The sequence below is a fragment of the Acidovorax sp. SUPP3334 genome (assembly GCF_030159055.1).
GTDB lineage: Bacteria > Pseudomonadota > Gammaproteobacteria > Burkholderiales > Burkholderiaceae_C > Paracidovorax.
This window is the reverse complement of sequence record NZ_BQXQ01000009.1, coordinates 114580-132239: the sequence shown is the minus strand read 5'-3', so window position 1 is coordinate 132239 and position 17660 is coordinate 114580. Positions and strand designations below refer to the sequence as shown.

Annotated in this window: 14 protein-coding genes and 1 riboswitch; of the genes, 9 read left to right on the top strand and 5 right to left on the bottom strand. The window is 65.9% G+C overall.

The annotated features are described in order from the left end of the window. Positions 1 to 22 precede the first annotated feature (22 nt). Positions 23 to 116: riboswitch (S-adenosyl-L-homocysteine riboswitch) on the bottom strand. Positions 117 to 290: 174 nt separating this feature from the next. The 8 genes from AVHM3334_RS07235 (at position 291) to AVHM3334_RS07200 (ending at position 10627) form a co-directional block, all read left to right on the top strand. After that, positions 291 to 1328, top strand: a complete 1038-nt coding sequence (locus tag AVHM3334_RS07235; RefSeq protein WP_284410915.1) for an acyltransferase family protein — start codon at positions 291 to 293, stop codon at positions 1326 to 1328. Between the two features lie 170 nt (positions 1329 to 1498). Beyond that, the gene (locus AVHM3334_RS07230; RefSeq protein ID WP_284410913.1) at positions 1499 to 3127 is read left to right on the top strand and encodes a peptide chain release factor 3; all 1629 of its coding nucleotides are present in this window, start codon (positions 1499 to 1501) and stop codon (positions 3125 to 3127) included. A 104-nt stretch (positions 3128 to 3231) separates the two neighbouring features. Beyond that, complete coding sequence (locus AVHM3334_RS07225; RefSeq protein ID WP_284410911.1) at positions 3232 to 4590, top strand: hypothetical protein; 1359 nt, start codon at positions 3232 to 3234, stop codon at positions 4588 to 4590. A gap of 22 nt (positions 4591 to 4612) precedes the next feature. Next, positions 4613 to 4966, top strand: coding sequence for a DMT family transporter (locus AVHM3334_RS07220; protein ID WP_284410909.1), 354 nt, complete (start codon positions 4613 to 4615; stop codon positions 4964 to 4966). Beyond that, the gene (locus AVHM3334_RS07215) at positions 4963 to 5976 is read left to right on the top strand and encodes a glycosyltransferase family 2 protein (RefSeq protein WP_502869874.1); all 1014 of its coding nucleotides are present in this window, start codon (positions 4963 to 4965) and stop codon (positions 5974 to 5976) included. The genes AVHM3334_RS07220 and AVHM3334_RS07215 overlap by 4 nt, the downstream gene beginning before the upstream one ends. Then, complete coding sequence (locus tag AVHM3334_RS07210; RefSeq protein WP_284410908.1) at positions 5973 to 7781, top strand: glycosyltransferase family protein; 1809 nt, start codon at positions 5973 to 5975, stop codon at positions 7779 to 7781. The genes AVHM3334_RS07215 and AVHM3334_RS07210 overlap by 4 nt, the downstream gene beginning before the upstream one ends. 86 nt (positions 7782 to 7867) lie before the next feature. Further along, on the top strand, positions 7868 to 9712 hold the full coding sequence (locus tag AVHM3334_RS07205) for a hypothetical protein (protein WP_284410906.1): 1845 nt from the start codon (positions 7868 to 7870) through the stop codon (positions 9710 to 9712). Positions 9713 to 9769: 57 nt separating this feature from the next. Further along, positions 9770 to 10627, top strand: a complete 858-nt coding sequence (locus AVHM3334_RS07200; protein WP_284410904.1) for an HAD-IIB family hydrolase — start codon at positions 9770 to 9772, stop codon at positions 10625 to 10627. A gap of 150 nt (positions 10628 to 10777) precedes the next feature. On the opposite strand, the gene AVHM3334_RS07195 is transcribed toward AVHM3334_RS07200, so the two are convergent. Next, positions 10778 to 11740: a tripartite tricarboxylate transporter substrate binding protein gene (locus AVHM3334_RS07195; protein ID WP_284410902.1), complete on the bottom strand. Its 963-nt coding sequence runs from the start codon at positions 11738 to 11740 to the stop codon at positions 10778 to 10780. Between the two features lie 314 nt (positions 11741 to 12054). On the opposite strand from AVHM3334_RS07195, the gene AVHM3334_RS07190 reads away from it, so the two are divergent. Further along, the gene (locus AVHM3334_RS07190) at positions 12055 to 14619 is read left to right on the top strand and encodes a glucose/quinate/shikimate family membrane-bound PQQ-dependent dehydrogenase (protein ID WP_284410900.1); all 2565 of its coding nucleotides are present in this window, start codon (positions 12055 to 12057) and stop codon (positions 14617 to 14619) included. A 68-nt stretch (positions 14620 to 14687) separates the two neighbouring features. Here the strand turns inward: AVHM3334_RS07190 and AVHM3334_RS07185 are convergent, their stop codons facing one another. The 4 genes from AVHM3334_RS07185 to AVHM3334_RS07170 form a co-directional block, all read right to left on the bottom strand. After that, entirely contained in the window at positions 14688 to 15239 is a 552-nt protein-coding gene (locus AVHM3334_RS07185) for a hypothetical protein (RefSeq protein ID WP_502869873.1), read from the bottom strand. A gap of 174 nt (positions 15240 to 15413) precedes the next feature. After that, on the bottom strand, positions 15414 to 16151 hold the full coding sequence (locus AVHM3334_RS07180) for an amino acid ABC transporter ATP-binding protein (protein ID WP_092745297.1): 738 nt from the start codon (positions 16149 to 16151) through the stop codon (positions 15414 to 15416). A 23-nt stretch (positions 16152 to 16174) separates the two neighbouring features. Then, positions 16175 to 16867, bottom strand: a complete 693-nt coding sequence (locus AVHM3334_RS07175; RefSeq protein WP_092745298.1) for an amino acid ABC transporter permease — start codon at positions 16865 to 16867, stop codon at positions 16175 to 16177. A 1-nt stretch (position 16868) separates the two neighbouring features. Beyond that, complete coding sequence (locus tag AVHM3334_RS07170) at positions 16869 to 17600, bottom strand: amino acid ABC transporter permease (protein WP_284410896.1); 732 nt, start codon at positions 17598 to 17600, stop codon at positions 16869 to 16871. Positions 17601 to 17660 lie beyond the last annotated feature (60 nt).

Sequence of the window (17660 nt, the reverse complement as noted above, 5' to 3'; positions counted from 1 at the left end):
GACTCACTCACCGCACAAGAAGCGTGGGCGAGCGTCGTTGCAAAATGATGATCCGAGCCTCGCGTCCCTGCCCCGTAACGGTGTCGGGGAAAGACGCTGCAACGCTCCTCGGAAAACGGCGATTATAAGGACTAAGGACACTGCGCTTTGACACCCCTACCGTTGTGCCGGGCATGACCAATGGGCGAAGGCCGAAGGTGCGCAACGAATTGAGATAAGGAGGGCCGGACCAGCTGCCAGCCCCACCCAAATGCCAAGTGCCCGAGACGGGCCGGAAAAAGCCAGAAAACATGTCCACACCGCACCGAAGCAACCTGTTCGACTTGCTGCGCATCGGCGCAGCGAGCGCAGTGATCTTCAGCCACCACTTTCACATCACGCGCACGGCACCGCCCTCCTGGCTGCACTCCGACATGGTGGGCGGCGTGGCGGTGATGACCTTCTTCACCATCAGCGGCTACCTTGTCACACTGAGCTGGTTGCGCCAGCCACAGGCGCTGGCATTCCTGTCCAAGCGTTTTTTGCGGATCTGGCCCGGGGTGCTGTTCGCCGTGCTGACCAACGTTTTCCTGTTCGGGCTTTTCTTCACTTCGCTGCCGGCCATGGACTTTCTCGGCCATCCCGAGACGATCCGCTACTTCCGCAATCTCTTGCTGATCAAGGACTATCCCTATCTGCCCGGCGTGTTCGAAAACAACCCGCTCAAGCACCTGATGAACGGCCCCTTGTGGACCATTCCGATGGAAAGCATGTGCTACCTGGTGCTCGCAGCGATCGGTTTTCTGGGGTTGCTGAGGTCGCGCTGGATCGCCTGCGTCGTGGGGCTGGGATACATCGCCTTCTTTCTCACGACCCGCAACGCGGACCTCACGGGGGAAATGCGGCATTGGTTCGAGTACCCCGCCTATTTCACCTATGGCGCGCTCATCGCCGTTTTTCGCGACGGGTTCCATGCGCGCTCCGGAAGGCTGGTGCTCGTGCTGACGCCTCTGGCCGCCTTGCTGTTCTTCGGTTTGAAAATGGAGCATTCGGCAGGCCTGCTCCTGCTGCCACCGCTGCTGATCTTTGTGGGCTCGCTGCACGTGCCTGCGCTGGCCTTTCTTCAACGCGGCGGGGATCCGTCGTATGGCATCTATCTGTATGGGTGTCCGGTGCAGCAATCGGTGTATGCCCTCTGGCCGGACCTGCCGTTCATTCCGAGCCTGCTGCTGTCCGTCTTGCTGGCCACCGTGGCTGGATACATCTCATGGCACGGCGTGGAATCACCCGTGCTGCGGGCCAAACGGCTCTTTCAGCGCGTTCCGACCGCCCCCCCGGCAGCGCCATAGCAGCCAGGGCCCGCCGTACCGGCGCTGCCGTGACGCAGCTGGCCGAATGAGGCCCCCGTTAGAATACGGCCACTTTTCCGCGGGCGCCCTCCGCGGCAGTGCTGCAGTGCGCTGGCCAGGCGCTCGTACTTCGGCCCACATGCCTGCGCCGCGCCCTCACCAAAACCACTGTGTCCTACGTCTCCGAAACACGGCGCCGCCGTACCTTTGCCATCATTTCCCACCCTGACGCGGGCAAGACCACGCTGACGGAAAAGCTGCTGCTGTTCTCGGGCGCGATCCAGATCGCTGGCGCGGTGAAGGGGCGCAAGGCCAGCCGGCACGCCACCAGCGACTGGATGGAAATCGAAAAGCAGCGCGGCATCTCGGTGGCCAGCTCGGTCATGCAAATGGCCTACCGCGACCATGTGGTCAACCTGCTGGACACGCCGGGCCACAAGGATTTCTCGGAAGACACCTACCGCGTGCTCACCGCCGTCGATTCGGCCTTGATGGTGATCGATGCGGCCAATGGGGTGGAAGCGCAGACGCGCCGCCTGATCGAGGTCTGCCGGCAGCGCGACACGCCCATCATCACCTTCGTGAACAAGATGGACCGAGAGGTGCGCGAGCCGCTCGACATCCTGGACGAGGTCGAGCGCGAACTGGGCATGCCCTGCGTGCCCATGACCTGGCCGGTCGGCCAGGGCAAGAACTTCGGCGGCATCATCAACCTGCGCACGCAGACCATGACGGTGTTCGAATCGGGCAGCGAACGCCGCCCGCAGGATTTCGAGGCCATCCCGCTGTCGGACGCCGACAACCTGCGTGCCCGCTTCGGCAGCGAATTCGACGCCGCGATCGAAAGCATGGAACTGGCCGTGGGCGCCTCGCCCACGTGGGACCATGAAGCATTTCTCGCCGGCAAGCAGACACCCGTGTTCTTCGGCTCCGGCGTGAACAATTTCGGGGTCATGGAAGTGCTGGATGCCCTGGTGGATCTCGCCCCTTCGCCCCGCCCCCGGCTGAGCAGCCTGCAGGTCAACAAGCAGCCGGTCGAGAAGACCGTGCAGCCAGAAGACCAGAACTTCTCCGGCGTGGTTTTCAAGGTGCAGGCCAACATGGATGCCAACCACCGCGACCGCATCGCCTTCGTGCGCGTGGCCTCGGGCAAGTACACGCCGGGCATGAAGCTCAAGGTGCAGCGCACGGCCAAGGAACTGCGCCCCACCAGCGTCGTGACCTTCATGTCGCAGCGCCGCGAAGCGGTGGAGGAGGCGTATGCCGGCGACATCATCGGCTTCACGACCCACGGCGGCGTGCAGCTGGGCGACACCATCACCGATGGCGCCAGCCTGCAGTTCACCGGCCTGCCCTTCTTCGCCCCTGAACTGTTCATGACGGTCATCCTGAAGAACCCGCTGCGCACCAAACAGCTTCAGCAAGGCCTCGCCCAACTGGGCGAAGAAGGCGCGATCCAGGTCTTCAAGCCCGATGCCGGTGGCGCCATGCTGCTGGGCGCGGTGGGCCAATTGCAGTTCGAAGTCGTGCAGCACCGCCTCAAGACCGAATACGACGCCGACGTGCGGCTCGAGGGTTGCCAGTACACCGGCGCCCGCTGGATCACCGCCGACAGCCCGGCGGACCTGCGCGCCTTCACCGACGCCTATCCGCTGCGGCTGGCGCACGATGCGGCGGACACCCTGGCCTACCTGTGCACCTCGCCTTACGACGTGCGCCTGGCGCAGGAGCGGTTTCCCAAGATCCACTTCCATCCGTTGCGCGAGCACGCCGGCCTGGCGCTGCAAGCCGCGGGTTGAGGGCACCCCCTCCGCCGCCTGTGGGAGCGACGCTGCCTTTCCCTTCAGCTTCCCGCGCAGACATTGCGCTGCGCGGCAGTTGGGCGGCTGCTGCTCCATTCCTCGTGATCTGGAGCGCCTTGATGGCGCTGTACGGCACTTGGCTGCTGGCGTTCTGGCCGGGCATCCTGGGAGAAGACTCGGTGTCCATCCTGCTGGAGGTGGAACGCGGCGGCGACTTCCGATCGGGCAAAACGGTCTTCTGGTATTACTTCGTTCGGCTGTTCTACGAGGGAACGCATCGGGTGGAAGTGCCCGTAGGGGTTTTGCTGTGCCTGTGCGCTCTGATTTTTGCGCGCATGCTGGCGTGGTACTGGCGCCAGGGGCTGAAGAAAAGTTTTGCGGTCGTGCTCGTGCTGGTGTGCGTGGCACCGCACATGGTCTATTTCATGGGCACGCTCTATCCAGACGGCATCTTCGCCGTAGCGGCGAGCGGCCTGTTGTTCGAGTTGTGGCTGGCAACCCGCCTGCGCACCATGGGTGCGGTGTCTTTGGCCATGGTGGCGGTGACGCTGCCCTTCGCGGCCTTCGCACGGCCGAACGGCATCGTCTTTCTGCTGCCGGCGGTGGCCGTGCTGCTGGTGCTGGACCGCAGCACCCGCTGGAGACTGGCGGCGCTGATCGCCACGGTCTGCGCAGCGATGTTCGCGGGCCACCAAATGCATTCCTCTCGTACGCAGGAGGCGGTCTATCCCATGGTCGTCTTCGAGACGGTGAACTTCATGAAGCCTCGGGCCATGAACCAGCTGTGGGATCAGTACCCGCATATGAACGATCCGTGGGTGCTGGACACGCCGAAGGTCTCGCCCGCGACGACCGAGTTGCTCGTCCGTTACCGCCAGTTGCCGCACTTCCTGGCCTATACCGACCCGGCTTACTGGGACATGCTCGTCTTCCACCCCGATGGCCCGCATGTGGAAGGCCTGCCAAAGGCCGACCAGCAAACACTGGTGCGCGAATTCTTCCGCTACAACCTCTGGCAGAACCTGCCCGATTTCCTGGGCAGCAGGGTCAATGTCTTCCTGGCGGCCGCGCTCGCGCAGGGGGGGTTTCCGGCCGTGACCTACTCCACCTACGTGCTGCCTCGCACGCAGGCGGAGTCGGTCTTTCGCCAGTTCGACCTGCGGGGGGTGGAGCGCCGTTTCATCGCGCTGCAAAAGGCCAGCCATGCCTGGCGATGGCTGCTATGGACGCCCTGGCTCGGTCTGCTTTTGCTGGCCTGGGCGTTGCGCCAGGGGATTGTGCGGCGCGAGCTTTCGCTGCTGATCGTCGCCCTGCCCATGGCCGTGCAACTGGTCGCCATCTTTCTGCTGTCCACGGCAGGGGAATACCGGTATTTGCTGCCGTTCTTCACCCTGCCCCTGGCTCTGCTTCCCGCTTTCGCCTTGCGCCACACGGCGCCGGCCCGCCCCGTGTCGGCATGACACGCCTACTGCGCTATCCACCATGTCCCTTTTACTCACGTCCCTGACCCTTCTGTGCGTGTTCGGCATTTCCGTCGGGCAACTGCTGTTCAAGAAGGCCGCCATGATGCTGCCGGCACAGCCGGGGCTGACCGACTGGATATTCAACGGCTGGCTCATCGTGGCGCTGGCGCTGTACGGCGTGACCACGCTGCTGTGGATCTGGGTACTGCGCAGCGCGCCGCTGCATCTGGCATACCCGTTCATGGGACTGGCGTTCCTGATCGTGCCGGCAATGGGGTGGTTTTTTCTGAAGGAGCCGCTGCACCTGCAGACCTTCATCGGCGGTGCGCTGATCCTGGCGGGCATCGCCGTGGCCGGGAGGGCTTCCGCATGACGAAGCCACCGATGACCATTGCCGTCGCCATCCCCTGCTACAAGGTCACGCAGCATGTTCTGGAGGTGATCCGCACCATTCCGGCTAGCGTGTCCCGCATCTACGCGGTGGACGATGCCTGCCCCGACGGCAGCGGCGCCTTCATCCAGCAGCACTGCACCGATCCGCGCGTGCAGGTTCTCTTCAACCCCGAAAACCAGGGCGTGGGAGGTGCGGTGGTGACCGCCTACCGGCAGGCGGTGCTCGACGGCATGCACATCGTGGTCAAGATCGATGGCGACGGCCAGATGAATCCCCGCCTGTTGCCGCTGTTCGTGCGCCCCATCCAGGACGGCCGGGCCGACTACACCAAGGGCAACCGCTTCTTCCGACCCGAGTCGGTGCGCGGCATGCCGGCCATGCGCCTGTTCGGCAACGCAGTGCTGTCTTTCATGACCAAGCTCAGCTGCGGCTACTGGCCCATCATGGACCCGACGAACGGCTATACCGCCATCCACACCAGCGTGCTGCGCGAGCTTCCGCTGGACAAGCTGGAGCGCCGCTACTTCTTCGAAACCGACATGCTGTTCCGCCTGAACACGCTGCGGGCCGTGGTGCGGGACGTCCCCATGGATGCCGTGTACGCGGACGAGGAATCGAACCTCAAGATCGGCAAGGTGCTGCCCGAGTTCCTGAAAAAGCACGCCTCGCGCCTCGCGCGCCGCTACGTGTACAGCTATTTCGTGCGGGACTTCAACGTCGGCTCGATCTACAGCATCTTCGGGATGCTGCTGCTGCTGGCGGGCGGCATTTTCGGGGCGATGCACTGGATCAACAGCGCCTATGGCACGCACCCGGCGACCAGCGGCACCGTCATGCTGGCAGCACTGCCGGTGCTCATCGGCATTCAGTTCCTGGTGGCATTTCTGCACTACGACGTGGGCAGCGTGCCCACCGAGCCCCTGAGCACCTACCTGCGTCCGGACGATCTGGACGGCCTGGAGGATGTGGAGGGAGGCGCCCAGCCATGAGCGCCCATCCCGCCCACGCGAACGCCCAGCTTCATGCCGGGCACACGTTCTCGCCGTCAGAACGCACCACTTTGCACTGGATGCTCTGGGGCCTGATCGTGCCGCTCATCTTCTACGCTGCGCGCACGGTGGAAATACTCACTCGGGTGGAGATTCCATTCGATTCGCTGCACACCTATCTGCCGCTCGCGCGGCAATTGCTGGAAGATGCGGCCGGGCTTTTCAGCAACCCTGCGATCCTCAAGGTGGCCCCCGGCACGGTCGTGTACATGGCGCTGTCCGGCGCGGATCCGGTGGCTGTCAAGGCGGCGAACCTTGCGATCTCGCTCGTGGCGCTGGTGCTCACGTTCGACGCAGCGCGCAAGGTCGGAGGCCGTGTCGCCGCCGCCGCTGCCGCGTGGCTTTTCGTGCTGCCCCACATGCTCGTGGAAGCGGGCGCGGTGCTCATGGGCGAGGCGCCCTTCGTGTTTCTCGTCGCGGTGTGGATCTGGGCCACTGCCTATGCCGCAGACACTGCGCCCGGCAAAAGCGCTGCGCGCTGGCGCATCGCCGCCGTGGTGCTGGGCGGTTTGGCCCTCGGCGCCGCCACCCTCACTCGCGCCACCTACATGTACTGGCTGCCTTTTGCCGTGGTGGCGTTCTTCATCGCGTCGCGCAAGCTGCATGGCGCCCAGCGCGGCGCAGCCGCGCGCATCGCCGCAGTGCACCTCATCGCCTTGGCGCTGGTCGGCGCCTACATGGCTCGGCAGAATGACGAATTCGGTCGGCCGATGATCGCGACCGGCACGGGCGCGGCGCTGTATTTCGGCAGCAATCCGGTGCTGTCCGGCTACGAGCCTCCCTACTTCGGGCTGGTTCACGACGAAGGCATCGTCACGGGTGCCCAGGGCCACCTTTCCATCGAAGGCGACCGCCGCCTGATGGCCGTGGCCAAGACGATGCTTCGGGAAACACCCTTCCCGGTGCTGGCGCAGATGTACGTGCAAAAGCTCGGCGCCGTGCTGTTCTTCAGCCGCGCGCACCTGGATCGCCATGTCATGAACGACCGGTCCTGGCGCGTGGTGCTGATCATCCTGGCCTGCCTGGGCGTGTGGGGGGCACGGCGGCACCTGATGGTATGGATGCTGACCGGCGCCGCCGCGTACCAGTGCGCGGTGCACGTGCCAGTGCTCTACAACCCGCGGTACAGCATCAGCGCGCTCGACATCCTGTTCGTATTGCTCGCCGCGCAAGGGGCAGCGCTTTTGTGGCGCCAACCCCGCCGGGGTGTGGCGATGGCAGGCGCCCTGTCCACCATCGTCGCGGGAATCGCACTAGGCGCCTACCACCTGCGCGCCAGCGCGCCGGTCATGCCCGACCTGAGCCTGGGGCACCCCCTGCCGATCCAGATGGCAGAACCCGGCACGGTGCAAACGCGCGGATGGGAAGGTGACCCGTTTTCGGCCGAGGCCAGCATGCCGTCCGGGAAAGCCCTCGTGGAGTGGCGAGCGAAGTCCTTCACGATGGACGGCATCTCCATCCTGCGATTGCCCCTCAAACACTTTCAAGGGCAATGCCAACGCCTTTGGATCGGCTACACACGGCCCGATGGCGCAGCGCGGTCCAGCCTGGTGCGCCTGGATGGCCTCCAACCGGACCAGGACATCACCTGGGGAATGCTGCCTTTGCTGCTACCCGGCCCGCCAGGGCGTCTTTCGATGGAATTCGAGTGCAAGCCGGGCACGCGCATGCAATTCGGCGAACTGGGCCTGTACGACGCCAGCGAGGGGCGCTTCTATCTTGAAAAGGCGCTGGGCAACCCTTGATGCGTCACTGCTCTGACCCGGGCCCGGGTCTTGCTGTTCGACCTGCCTCGCCCCTGCCGCCTTCCTTCGTTCACGGACACTCTGCCATGCGTTTTTCTCTCGCTCACCGGGTTCTGGCGGTGGCACTGTCCCTGCTGTGCGCCGCCGCTCATGCGGACACCGCCCCTGGCGCGGCGCGCGCGCCGTTCATCGTGGCACCGACCATCGTCGGAACGATGGTGTGCGACGAGGCCGCCAACGATCCACGCATCAAGACCTACGAAGCCGCCATCGACGTGTGCCGCGCGCGCAAGCGCACGGGCGCTGCTGCAATCAACCGGCTGCTCGACACGCTGGAGCCCGGTGGCCCGCGAGGACAGGTGCAGATCGGCTATACCTCCACCCTGCAGCTCCTTGCGCTGTACCGCAGGAGTGCCACAGGCTGGGAGATCGATACGGCGCGGGTGGATGAATTCCTGCAACTCGTTGCCGAAGTGAAGCGCCCTGTCGTGCTGTACCTGGCGGGCGACCATTTCGATTCCGCCGGCCCCCTCACCAACGAACTGGAAAAAGACCCTCGCAACCTGATGCAACTGCCCGGTGGGAAGCCGCTGGAGCTGGGCTACTTCGGCTACCGCGTCGCGCCCTATACGCTGGAGACGGACGCCACCATCCCGGTCAACCGCTACCGTTTCGAGGCATTGCGCTACGTGGCCCAGCGCATCAAGGCTTTGCCTGCAGAGCAGCAGCAGCGCATCGTCGCCATCACGCTGGCGGGCGAGTTGCACCACCTGTTCCCCGATTTCGAACACGGCATGGGCGAGTACCAGAACATTCGCACCACCGACTACAGCCCGGCCTCGGTGGCCGGCTTTCAGGCCTATCTGTCCAAGCAGTACGGCAGCATTGCCTCACTCAACCGGCAAGCCGGTACGGCCTATGCGGCCTTCAATGCCGTGCTCGCTCCGTCGCACGACGTGAGCCGCGAGCCGGTCAGCCGCCTGGGAGAGCATTACGACGCCTTCGCCGACGGCACCCTGCCGCTCTCCGGCTGGCTCTGGGACCCGGAAGGCCGCGTGACCGGGCTCGACCTGTACCTGGATGCGCGCTATGTCGGTCCGGTCGCGCGCGGCTTCAACCGTCTGGACGTCTACCGTGCGCTCGATGTGGTCACGACGCCCAACGTCGGCTTCCGCACCGATGTGGACTTCAGCGCACTGCGACCTGGCAAGCACATGGCGCAGATCGTGGCGCGCGTGGGCGGCGCCCGCTATGAAGTGGCCCAGACCGAATTCACCGTCATGCCGCGGGACCGCCGCGTGGCGCCGCCCGCCCGCAGGCCTCCGGAAGTGTTCGGCATGAAGGCCGCGAGCGAACTGCCCGGCGTACGCTCCTGGCTCGATCTGCCCAAGCCCACACAGGGCGTGCTGTTCAATCCGCTCGCCCGCGACTGGAACCGGTACCGCGAACAGCAGGTGTCTCGCCTGCTGAGCGAGTTCTACCGCATCGCCCTCGGCGAGGGCCTGCCCGCCGAAAAGCTCTACTCGCACCAGATCGTTCCCAACGTGAACTCATCCTGGAACCCCCAGCTGTTCGCGGCCGACCAGACGCTGCACGGCTCCATGCCCTGGAAGCACGGCATCAACCTGTACGGCGGCGCCACCGACAGCGACTGGGTGCGCGGGTTTCTGGCCGAACGAAAGATCGCCGACTACGGCGTGCCCGAGTTCAACCCGCAGCAATGGAAGCGCGACGGTGCGCACTTGGCCGCCATGCAGTCGCACTACACGGGCGGGGCGCGCTTCATCAGCCCGTATTACTTCTCGGTGATTCCGAATCGATTCAAGGGCAGCGCGGAAAACGGCGTGAACCGCATGGAACTCGGGCCGGACAACACCAAAGACGGTTCGGACCGCTTCTACCGCGCGATCATCGAGTTCGCCAAGCGCTGAGCCCGGCCCATCGAACCCGACGGCCCGAAAGCGTCCTTGCATTCCTTCGTTTCCGCCATGCCCCTGCATTCCCCCAACGACGAAACGCTGCAAACCCTGGCCGCATGGCAGCCGCCAACGGCGATTGCGGGGGTGTTCACCGACATCGACGACACGCTCACGACCGAGGGCGCCATCACCGGCGATGCGCTGGCGGCCATCGCGGCTCTGAAGGCCGCGGGCCTGCAGGTGATCCCGATCACGGGGCGCCCCGTCGGCTGGAGCGAGCCTTTCGCCGCCGCCTGGCCCGTGGACGCCATCGTGGCGGAAAACGGCGCCGCTGCACTGGTGGCGAACCATGGCCAAATTGGCCTCCAGCACAATCAAGACGCCGGCAGTGTGCTATCAAAAATATATCAACAAGGCGCTGAAACCCGGGCCAGGAACTACGCGCGCATGCAGGCCGTGCTGGCGCAGATCGAACGCGAGGTGCCGGGCGCACGCCGCGCCACCGACTCCGCCGGGCGGGAGTGCGACATCGCCATCGACCACAGCGAATTCGTGCACCTGCCGCAGGCCACGATCGACCAGGTCGTTGAACGCATGCGGGCCGCGGGCATGCATGCCACGGTGAGCAGCATCCACATCAACGGATGGTTCGGCGACCACAACAAGCTGGAGGGTGCGCGCTGGATCGTGCGCGCGCTGCTGGGGCGCGATCTGGATGCCGAAATGGGCCGCTGGGTGTACGTGGGCGATTCCACCAACGATCAGCTGATGTTCGAGCGTTTCGCGCACAGCGTGGGTGTGGCGAACATCGCGCGCTTCGTGCCGCAACTGCGCCACCGTCCCCGGTTCGTCACGCAGGGCGAGCGGGGCGCGGGGTTTACCGAGGTGGCACGGGCAATACTGAGCACAATTGGCCAGGTGCCCTAGTGAATACTGCGGCGCAAGCTATGCTTTTAATAGCAAAAAGCATTTCGCCCTGGCCCCGCCTTTGCGTTTGCGTTTGCGAAGGCACGCTTCGCGACAACGCAGCGGAGCGATGGCCGGCGCCGTGCCGGCCACGCACCATCGCCAGCCTTCTTACTGCGGCTTGCCCAGGCCCAGCTTTTCCACCAGGGCCTTCTCACGCGTGAAGGTGTCCTGCGCGAACTGGCGGTAGCTCGCGCTGTCCATGTAGATCGGCACCATGTCGTAGCGGGCCAGCGCGGTGCGGTAGCTTTCCTGTTCCATGGCCTGTTTGAACGCGTCGTGCAGCCGCTTGACCACGTCGGGCGGCGTGCCCTTGGGGGCGCCGATGCCGAAGGGCGAGTTCTGCACCACGTCGATGCCCAGTTCCTTGAGCGTGGGGGCATCGGGAAACTTGACCAGGCGCTCCGCGCCCCAGGTGTTCAGCACGCGCAGCTTGCCGGCCTCGACCTGCGGCGCAAAGCCCGTGGAGTCGGCCGCAGCCATCAACTGGCCGCCCATGATGGCCTGCATCAGATCGGCGCTGCCCTTGTAGGGCACGTGCAGCAGTTGAATGCCCAGCTGCTGCGCGGCCAGTTCCATGGTGAGGTGCGGGCTGGTGAGCGTGCCGGTGGAGCCATAGCTGAGCCTGCCGGGGTTGGCCTTGGCATAGGCCACGAAATCCGCCCAGGTCTTGAACGGCGAATCGGCCGGCACCACCACGCCGAAGGCGTAGCCCGTCACGTTCAGCACGTAGGTGATGTCCTTGACCGGGTCCCAGTTGATCTTGGTCGTGTAGGGCAGCCGGAACACGCCCAGCGGAATCTGCGCCACGGTGTAGCCGTCGGCGGCCGAGGACTGCAGCAGTTGCGCGGGCAGCGTGCCGCCGGCACCGGGCTTGTTGTCGATGATGACGGGCTGGCCGAGCGCCTTGCCGGCGTTGTCTGCCAGGGCGCGCATGGTGATGTCGGTGGGGCCGCCCGCAGGGAACGCGATCACCAGCTTGATGGGCCTGGCAGGAAAGGATTGGGCACGGGCGGTAAGGGCAGGAGCGGCCAGGGCCGCGGCCCCGAGCTGCATGAGATGACGGCGCTGCATGATCGAACGGTTCTCGCAAACAAAATAGGCAGCCGCCATTGCATCGCAGCCTGCCCCGGCCCTTCAGGCCGTAAACCCTGAGGCGCTGTCACGCACGCGTCACGCACGCGTCATGCGCGCCGCCTCGTACGCGCCGTCCGGCCTCCCGACGCACTCGTCCTACACGGGCCGACGCGCGGAACCGACACGCCCGCCGAAGGCGCCCGCGTACCTTCATCCCCGGCGCACGCGACCGGCGTGCTGCCTTCCAGCCCCCACCCCGCCCATCGGCTCCACGGCCGATGCCGGGGGCAGCCGTTTCAAGAGGAATCGCCATGCCCAACCAACGCCACGCACCCGTCTTTCTCGGGTTGCTCCTCGTCGTGATCGGCCTGGCCATCGGGATCGGCGGGGTCTGGCTGATCGCGCTGGGGGGATCGTGGTACTACCTGCCCGCCGGGCTGGCGACGCTGCTGGCGGGTTGGATGCTGGCCCAGCGCAACCCTGGCGCGCTCTGGGTGTACGCCGGGCTGGTGGCCGTGACCCTCGTGTGGTCGCTGTGGGAAGCCGGGCTCGACTGGTGGCCCCTGGCGGCGCGGGGCGACGTGTTCTTCGTGCTGGGATTGCTTTTGCTCACGCCGGCGGTCTCGCGCGGCATGATCTCGGCGGCATCGCACCGCGGCCCGCGCCGTGCGCTCAGCGCCTCGCTGGCGGCGTTCTTCGTGGTGGCGGTGGCCTCGTGGTTTCACGACGCGCACGACATCCCCGGTGCGTTCGAAGCGCAAGCGGCGACGCCCCCTGCAGCAGCCACCGCAAGTGCCGCTACGCCCTCTCCCGCCGCAATGCCGGGCACGGGCGACGGCGGCATTCCCGCTGGCGAATGGCACGCCTACGGCCGCACGGGCGCCGGGCAGCGCTATTCCCCGCTGGGCCAGATCACCCCCGACAACGTGCGCGGCCTGGAAGTGGCCTGGCAGTTCCGCACGGGCGACGTGCGCGGCCAGCCCGGCGACCCGCAGGAAACGACGTTCGAAGTGACGCCGCTCAAGGTCGGCAACCGGCTGTACCTATGCACTCCGCACCAGTCCGTGATTGCCCTGGATGCGACCACCGGCGCGCAGGTCTGGCGCTACGACACCCAGACCCAGGGCAAGGGCGAACTGGCGCTGCAGCATCTGACCTGCCGCGGCCTGTCGTACCAGCCGCCGGAACCGGCGGCGGGCGCCGTCCCCGCACCGGCCGCTGCCCCGGCAATGGCGGGCGGCACCGCCACCTCCCCCGCATCGGCAGTGGCTGCCGCCCCGGCGCCCGCTCCACAGGCGCCTGCTGCGCCATCCACGGCCGTCGCAGCCGCTGCAAACCTCAACACGGTGACCTGCGAAGGCCGCCTGTTCATGCCCACGGCGGACGGCCGGCTTCTCGCGCTGGACCCGCGCACCGGCTCGCTGTGCAGCGACTTCGGCAACGGCACCGGGCAGATCGACCTGTGGGCCGGCATGCCCAACAAGCGCCCCGGGGCGTACTACTCCACGTCGCCCGCCGTGGTGACGCGCGATCTGATCATCATCGGCGGCACGGTGCTGGACAACGCATCCACCAAGGAACAGTCGGGCGTGATCCGCGCCTACAACGTGCGCACCGGCGCCCTGGTGTGGAACTGGGATTCGGCCAAGCCCGAGGCCACCGCACCCATCGGACCCGGCGAAACGTACACGGCCAACTCGCCCAACAGCTGGTCGATCTCCAGCGTGGACGAGACCCTGGGCCTGGTCTATGTGCCGATGGGCAACCAGCCGCCCGACCAGTGGGGCGGCCGGCGCAGCCCCGAGGTGGAGCGTTATTCATCGTCCGTCGTGGCGCTGGAACTGGCCACCGGCCGCGTGCGCTGGCACTTCCAGACCGTGCACCATGACCTGTGGGATTACGACGTGCCAGCCCAGCCCAGCCTGGTGGACCTGACGGTGAAAGGCGAGCGCGTGCCCGCGCTGGTGCAGCCCACCAAGCAGGGCGAGGTGTTCGTGCTGGACCGGCGCACCGGCAACCCCATCCTGCCGGTGACCGAAGAACCGGCGCCGCAGGGCGCCGCCGAAGGTGACCGCACCGCCCCCACGCAGCCCAAGTCGGCCCTGTCGTTCGACCCGCCGCCGCTCACGGGCGCGGACATGTGGGGCGTCACCCTGTTCGACCAGCTCATGTGCCGCATCGCGTTCGAAAAGCTCCGCTTCGAAGGCCGGTTCACGCCGCCTTCCACGCACGGGACGCTGGTGTACCCCGGCAATTTCGGCGTGTTCAACTGGGGCGGCGTGGCGGTGGACCCGCAGCGCGAGATGGCGTTCACCACGCCCACCTATCTGGCCTTCACCTCGCAGCTGATCCCTCGCACCGACGACACGACGCTGCTGGTCCAGCCCGGCGGCGCGGCCCCGCAAGGCATGCTGCCCGCGCTGAACGAGAACGTCGGCGCGCCCTTCGCCGTGCGGCTCAAGCCCTTCGTCTCGGTGCTGGGCATTCCCTGCCAGGCGCCGCCCTGGGGTTATGTGGCCGGCGCGGACCTGACCACGGGCAAGATCGTCTGGAAGCACAAGAACGGCACCGTGCGCGACCTGGCGCCCGTGCCCGTTCCCTTCAAGATGGGCGTGCCCAACCTGGGCGGCCCGGTGACCACGGCCGGTGGCGTGGCGTTCCTGTCGGGCACGCTCGACTACTACGTGCGGGCCTACGACGTCGCGAACGGCAAGGAACTGTGGAAGAGCCGGCTGCCTGCCGGCGGCCAGGCCACGCCGATGACCTACACGGGTGCGGATGGGCGCCAGTACATCGTGGTGGCGGCTGGCGGCCATGGTTCGCTGGGCACCCGCACGGGAGACTGGCTGATCGCCTATGCGCTGCCCCGCACCTGAGCGGCATTTGACTTGAGCATCAAAAAGGCCTCCAGCGCAATCATCACTAGGGGGTGTAGCTATTATTTTTATAGCAAATCACCAGAACCTCCGCCAGTACCGTTTTCTGGAGGCTGCGGCCTCAGCGGCGGCGCATCGCACCCGATGCCCGCCGCGATCCACCTTCGGGCGAGCGCGCGCATCAGGCCTGCCGCCCACGCGCTGCGCCAGCCGGTGACCTCGCCCGGGTCGGCCACCATGCCGCAGACATAGCGGCCGGGCGAGGCCGGCACGCGACGCCCAGCGCCCTCGCCTCGACCCGACGCGGGGTCGGTCTCCACCGCCGGTGCGCCATTGCCGCCCGGCATCTCGGCCAACGAATCGACGCTTTCGTCCCGCCAGCGCAGCGCCGTGCATGGGCCGGTGCGGCGGCGCGATACCAGCATGCCCAGCGGACACGGCTCGGCCAGGCAGCACAGGCCGCACCCGTTGCATGGCGCGCCTTGCGCCGGCTGCAGCGGCGCCGAAGGGTGCACATGCACGACCTGCCACTGCGCGCCAGCCGCGCGAGCCGCACCCGGGCCACCGGCAGCGCGGGCGGCCGAGGCATCGTCAGGTCGGGCATCGTCGGGCAAGGGCATGGCAGAAAAAACTAGCAGCGGTCGCCACCGAGGCCGGCGGCACGCAGACATCCGGGGACGGGGCATTTCCCCGCAGTGCTCCATTGTTGCGCCGTGGCTGTCCGGGCGGCCATGAAAAAAGCGCCCCGAAAGGCGCTCTTACGCTCTGGCCTGCGAAGGCCCGGCAGCGGTCGATCAGTGCTGCAGGATCTTGTTGAGGAAGTCCTTGGTGCGCGGCTGGCGGGCATCCGGGTTGTTGAAGAAGTCGTCCTTGGAGCAGTCCTCCAGGATCTTTCCGCCCACGTCCATGAAGATCACGCGATTGCTCACCTTGCGCGCAAAGCCCATTTCGTGGGTCACGCACATCATGGTCATGCCTTCGTTGGCCAGGCCCACCATCACGTCCAGCACTTCGCCCACCATTTCGGGGTCGAGGGCCGAAGTCGGCTCGTCGAACAGCATCACGATGGGGTCCATCGACAGCGCACGCGCAATGGCCACGCGCTGCTGCTGGCCGCCCGACAGCTGGCCGGGGAACTTGTCCTTGTGCGCCGACAGGCCCACGCGGTCCAGCATCTTGAGGCCGCGCTTCTTGGCTTCGTCCGCGCCGCGGCCAAGCACCTTGACCTGCGCGATCGTCAGGTTCTCGGTCACCGACAGGTGGGGGAACAGTTCGAAGTGCTGGAACACCATGCCCACGCGGCTGCGCAGCTTGGGCAAGTTGGTCTTGGGGTCGTGCACGGCGATACCGTCCACGAAGATCTCGCCCTTCTGGAAAGGCTCGAGCGCGTTGATGGTCTTGATCAGCGTGGACTTGCCGGAACCCGAGGGACCGCACACCACCACGACCTCGCCCTTCTGGATGGAAGTGGAGCAGTCGGTCAGCACCTGGAAGCTGCCGTACCACTTCGAGACATTCTTCATTTCAATCATTGCTTTTTCCTCACTCTTTCCGCTCAGCGGATGATGGCGATTTTCCGATGCAGGCGCTTCACGAACCAAGACAGTGCAAAGCACATCACGAAGTACACGACAGCCGCCAGCAGATAGGCCTCGATCGGCCGGCCATAGTTCTTGCCCGCCGTCTCGAAGCCCTTGAGCATGTCGTAGGCGCCGATGGCATAGACCAGCGAGGTGTCCTGGAACAGGATGATGGTCTGCGTGAGCAGCACCGGCAGCATGTTGCGGAACGCCTGCGGCAGGATCACGAGCTTCATGTTCTGCCCGTAGGTCATCCCCAGCGCCTGGCCCGCGAACACCTGCCCGCGCGAGATCGACTGGATCCCGGCACGCATGATTTCACTGAAGTACGCGGCCTCGAAGGCGATGAAGGTGATCACGGCCGACAGCTCGGACCGGTAGCTCGTGCCGATTCCACCAGGCAGCGCCGCGTAGAACGAGGCCGGCACCAGCAGGAAGAACCACAGGATCACCATCACCAGCGGAATGCTGCGCATGCCGTTGACATAGAACGTGGCGGGCGCGTCCAGCCACTTCTTGCCCGACAGGCGCATCAGCGCCAGCACGGTGCCCAGCAGGATGCCGCCGATCGTGGCGATCAGCGTCAGCATGATGCTGAAGTAGAAGCCCTTGACGACGAACTTGCTGATGATGTCCCAGCTGTAGAAGGAAAGGTCGAGATTCATCATGTCAGTGACCTCCCCCCGCGCCGCTGGACACGATCAGGCCGGGCACGCGCGTGCGCTTTTCGATGAAGGCCATGATGCGGTTGATGGCGAAGGCAGACACCACGTACAGGCCGGTCACGGCCAGGTAGATTTCGATGCCGCGCGAGGTTTCTTCCTGCGCCTGCATCGCGAACATCGTCAGTTCGGCCACCGACACGGCGAAGGCCACGGACGAGTTCTTGAAGATGTTCATCGTCTCGCTCGTGAGCGGAGGAATGATGATGCGAAACGCCATCGGCAGGAGCACGTAGCGGTAGTACTGCACGGTGGTGAAGCCCATGGCCATGCCCGCGTAGCGCTGGCCGCGCGGCAAAGCCTGGATGCCCGCCCTCACCTGCTCGGCGATCCGTGCCGACGTGAAGAAGCCCAGCGCCAGCACCACGAGGATGAAGCCCGAGACGCCCTTGAGCACCGGAAAGATCGCAGGCAGCACGTGGTACCAAAGAAAAATCTGCACGAGCAGCGGAATGTTCCGAAAGAGCTCGACCCAGGCATTGCCGAAGCCGACCAGCACCTTGTTGTCGGGCAGCGTGCGCAGCGTGCCGATGAGCGAGCCCATCACCAGGGCGATCACCAGTGCCAGCAAGGCCACCGACACCGTCCAGCCCCATGCAGAAAGCATCCACTGGAGGTAGGTCGGGTATTCACCCCCCGGGTCCTGCAGGAAGACTTGCCAATCCCAATTTGATCCCATGGGAAATCCTTCTCAAATCTCGTTGTCTTCAAACTTGACGCCCCATCCCGGGCATCCCTG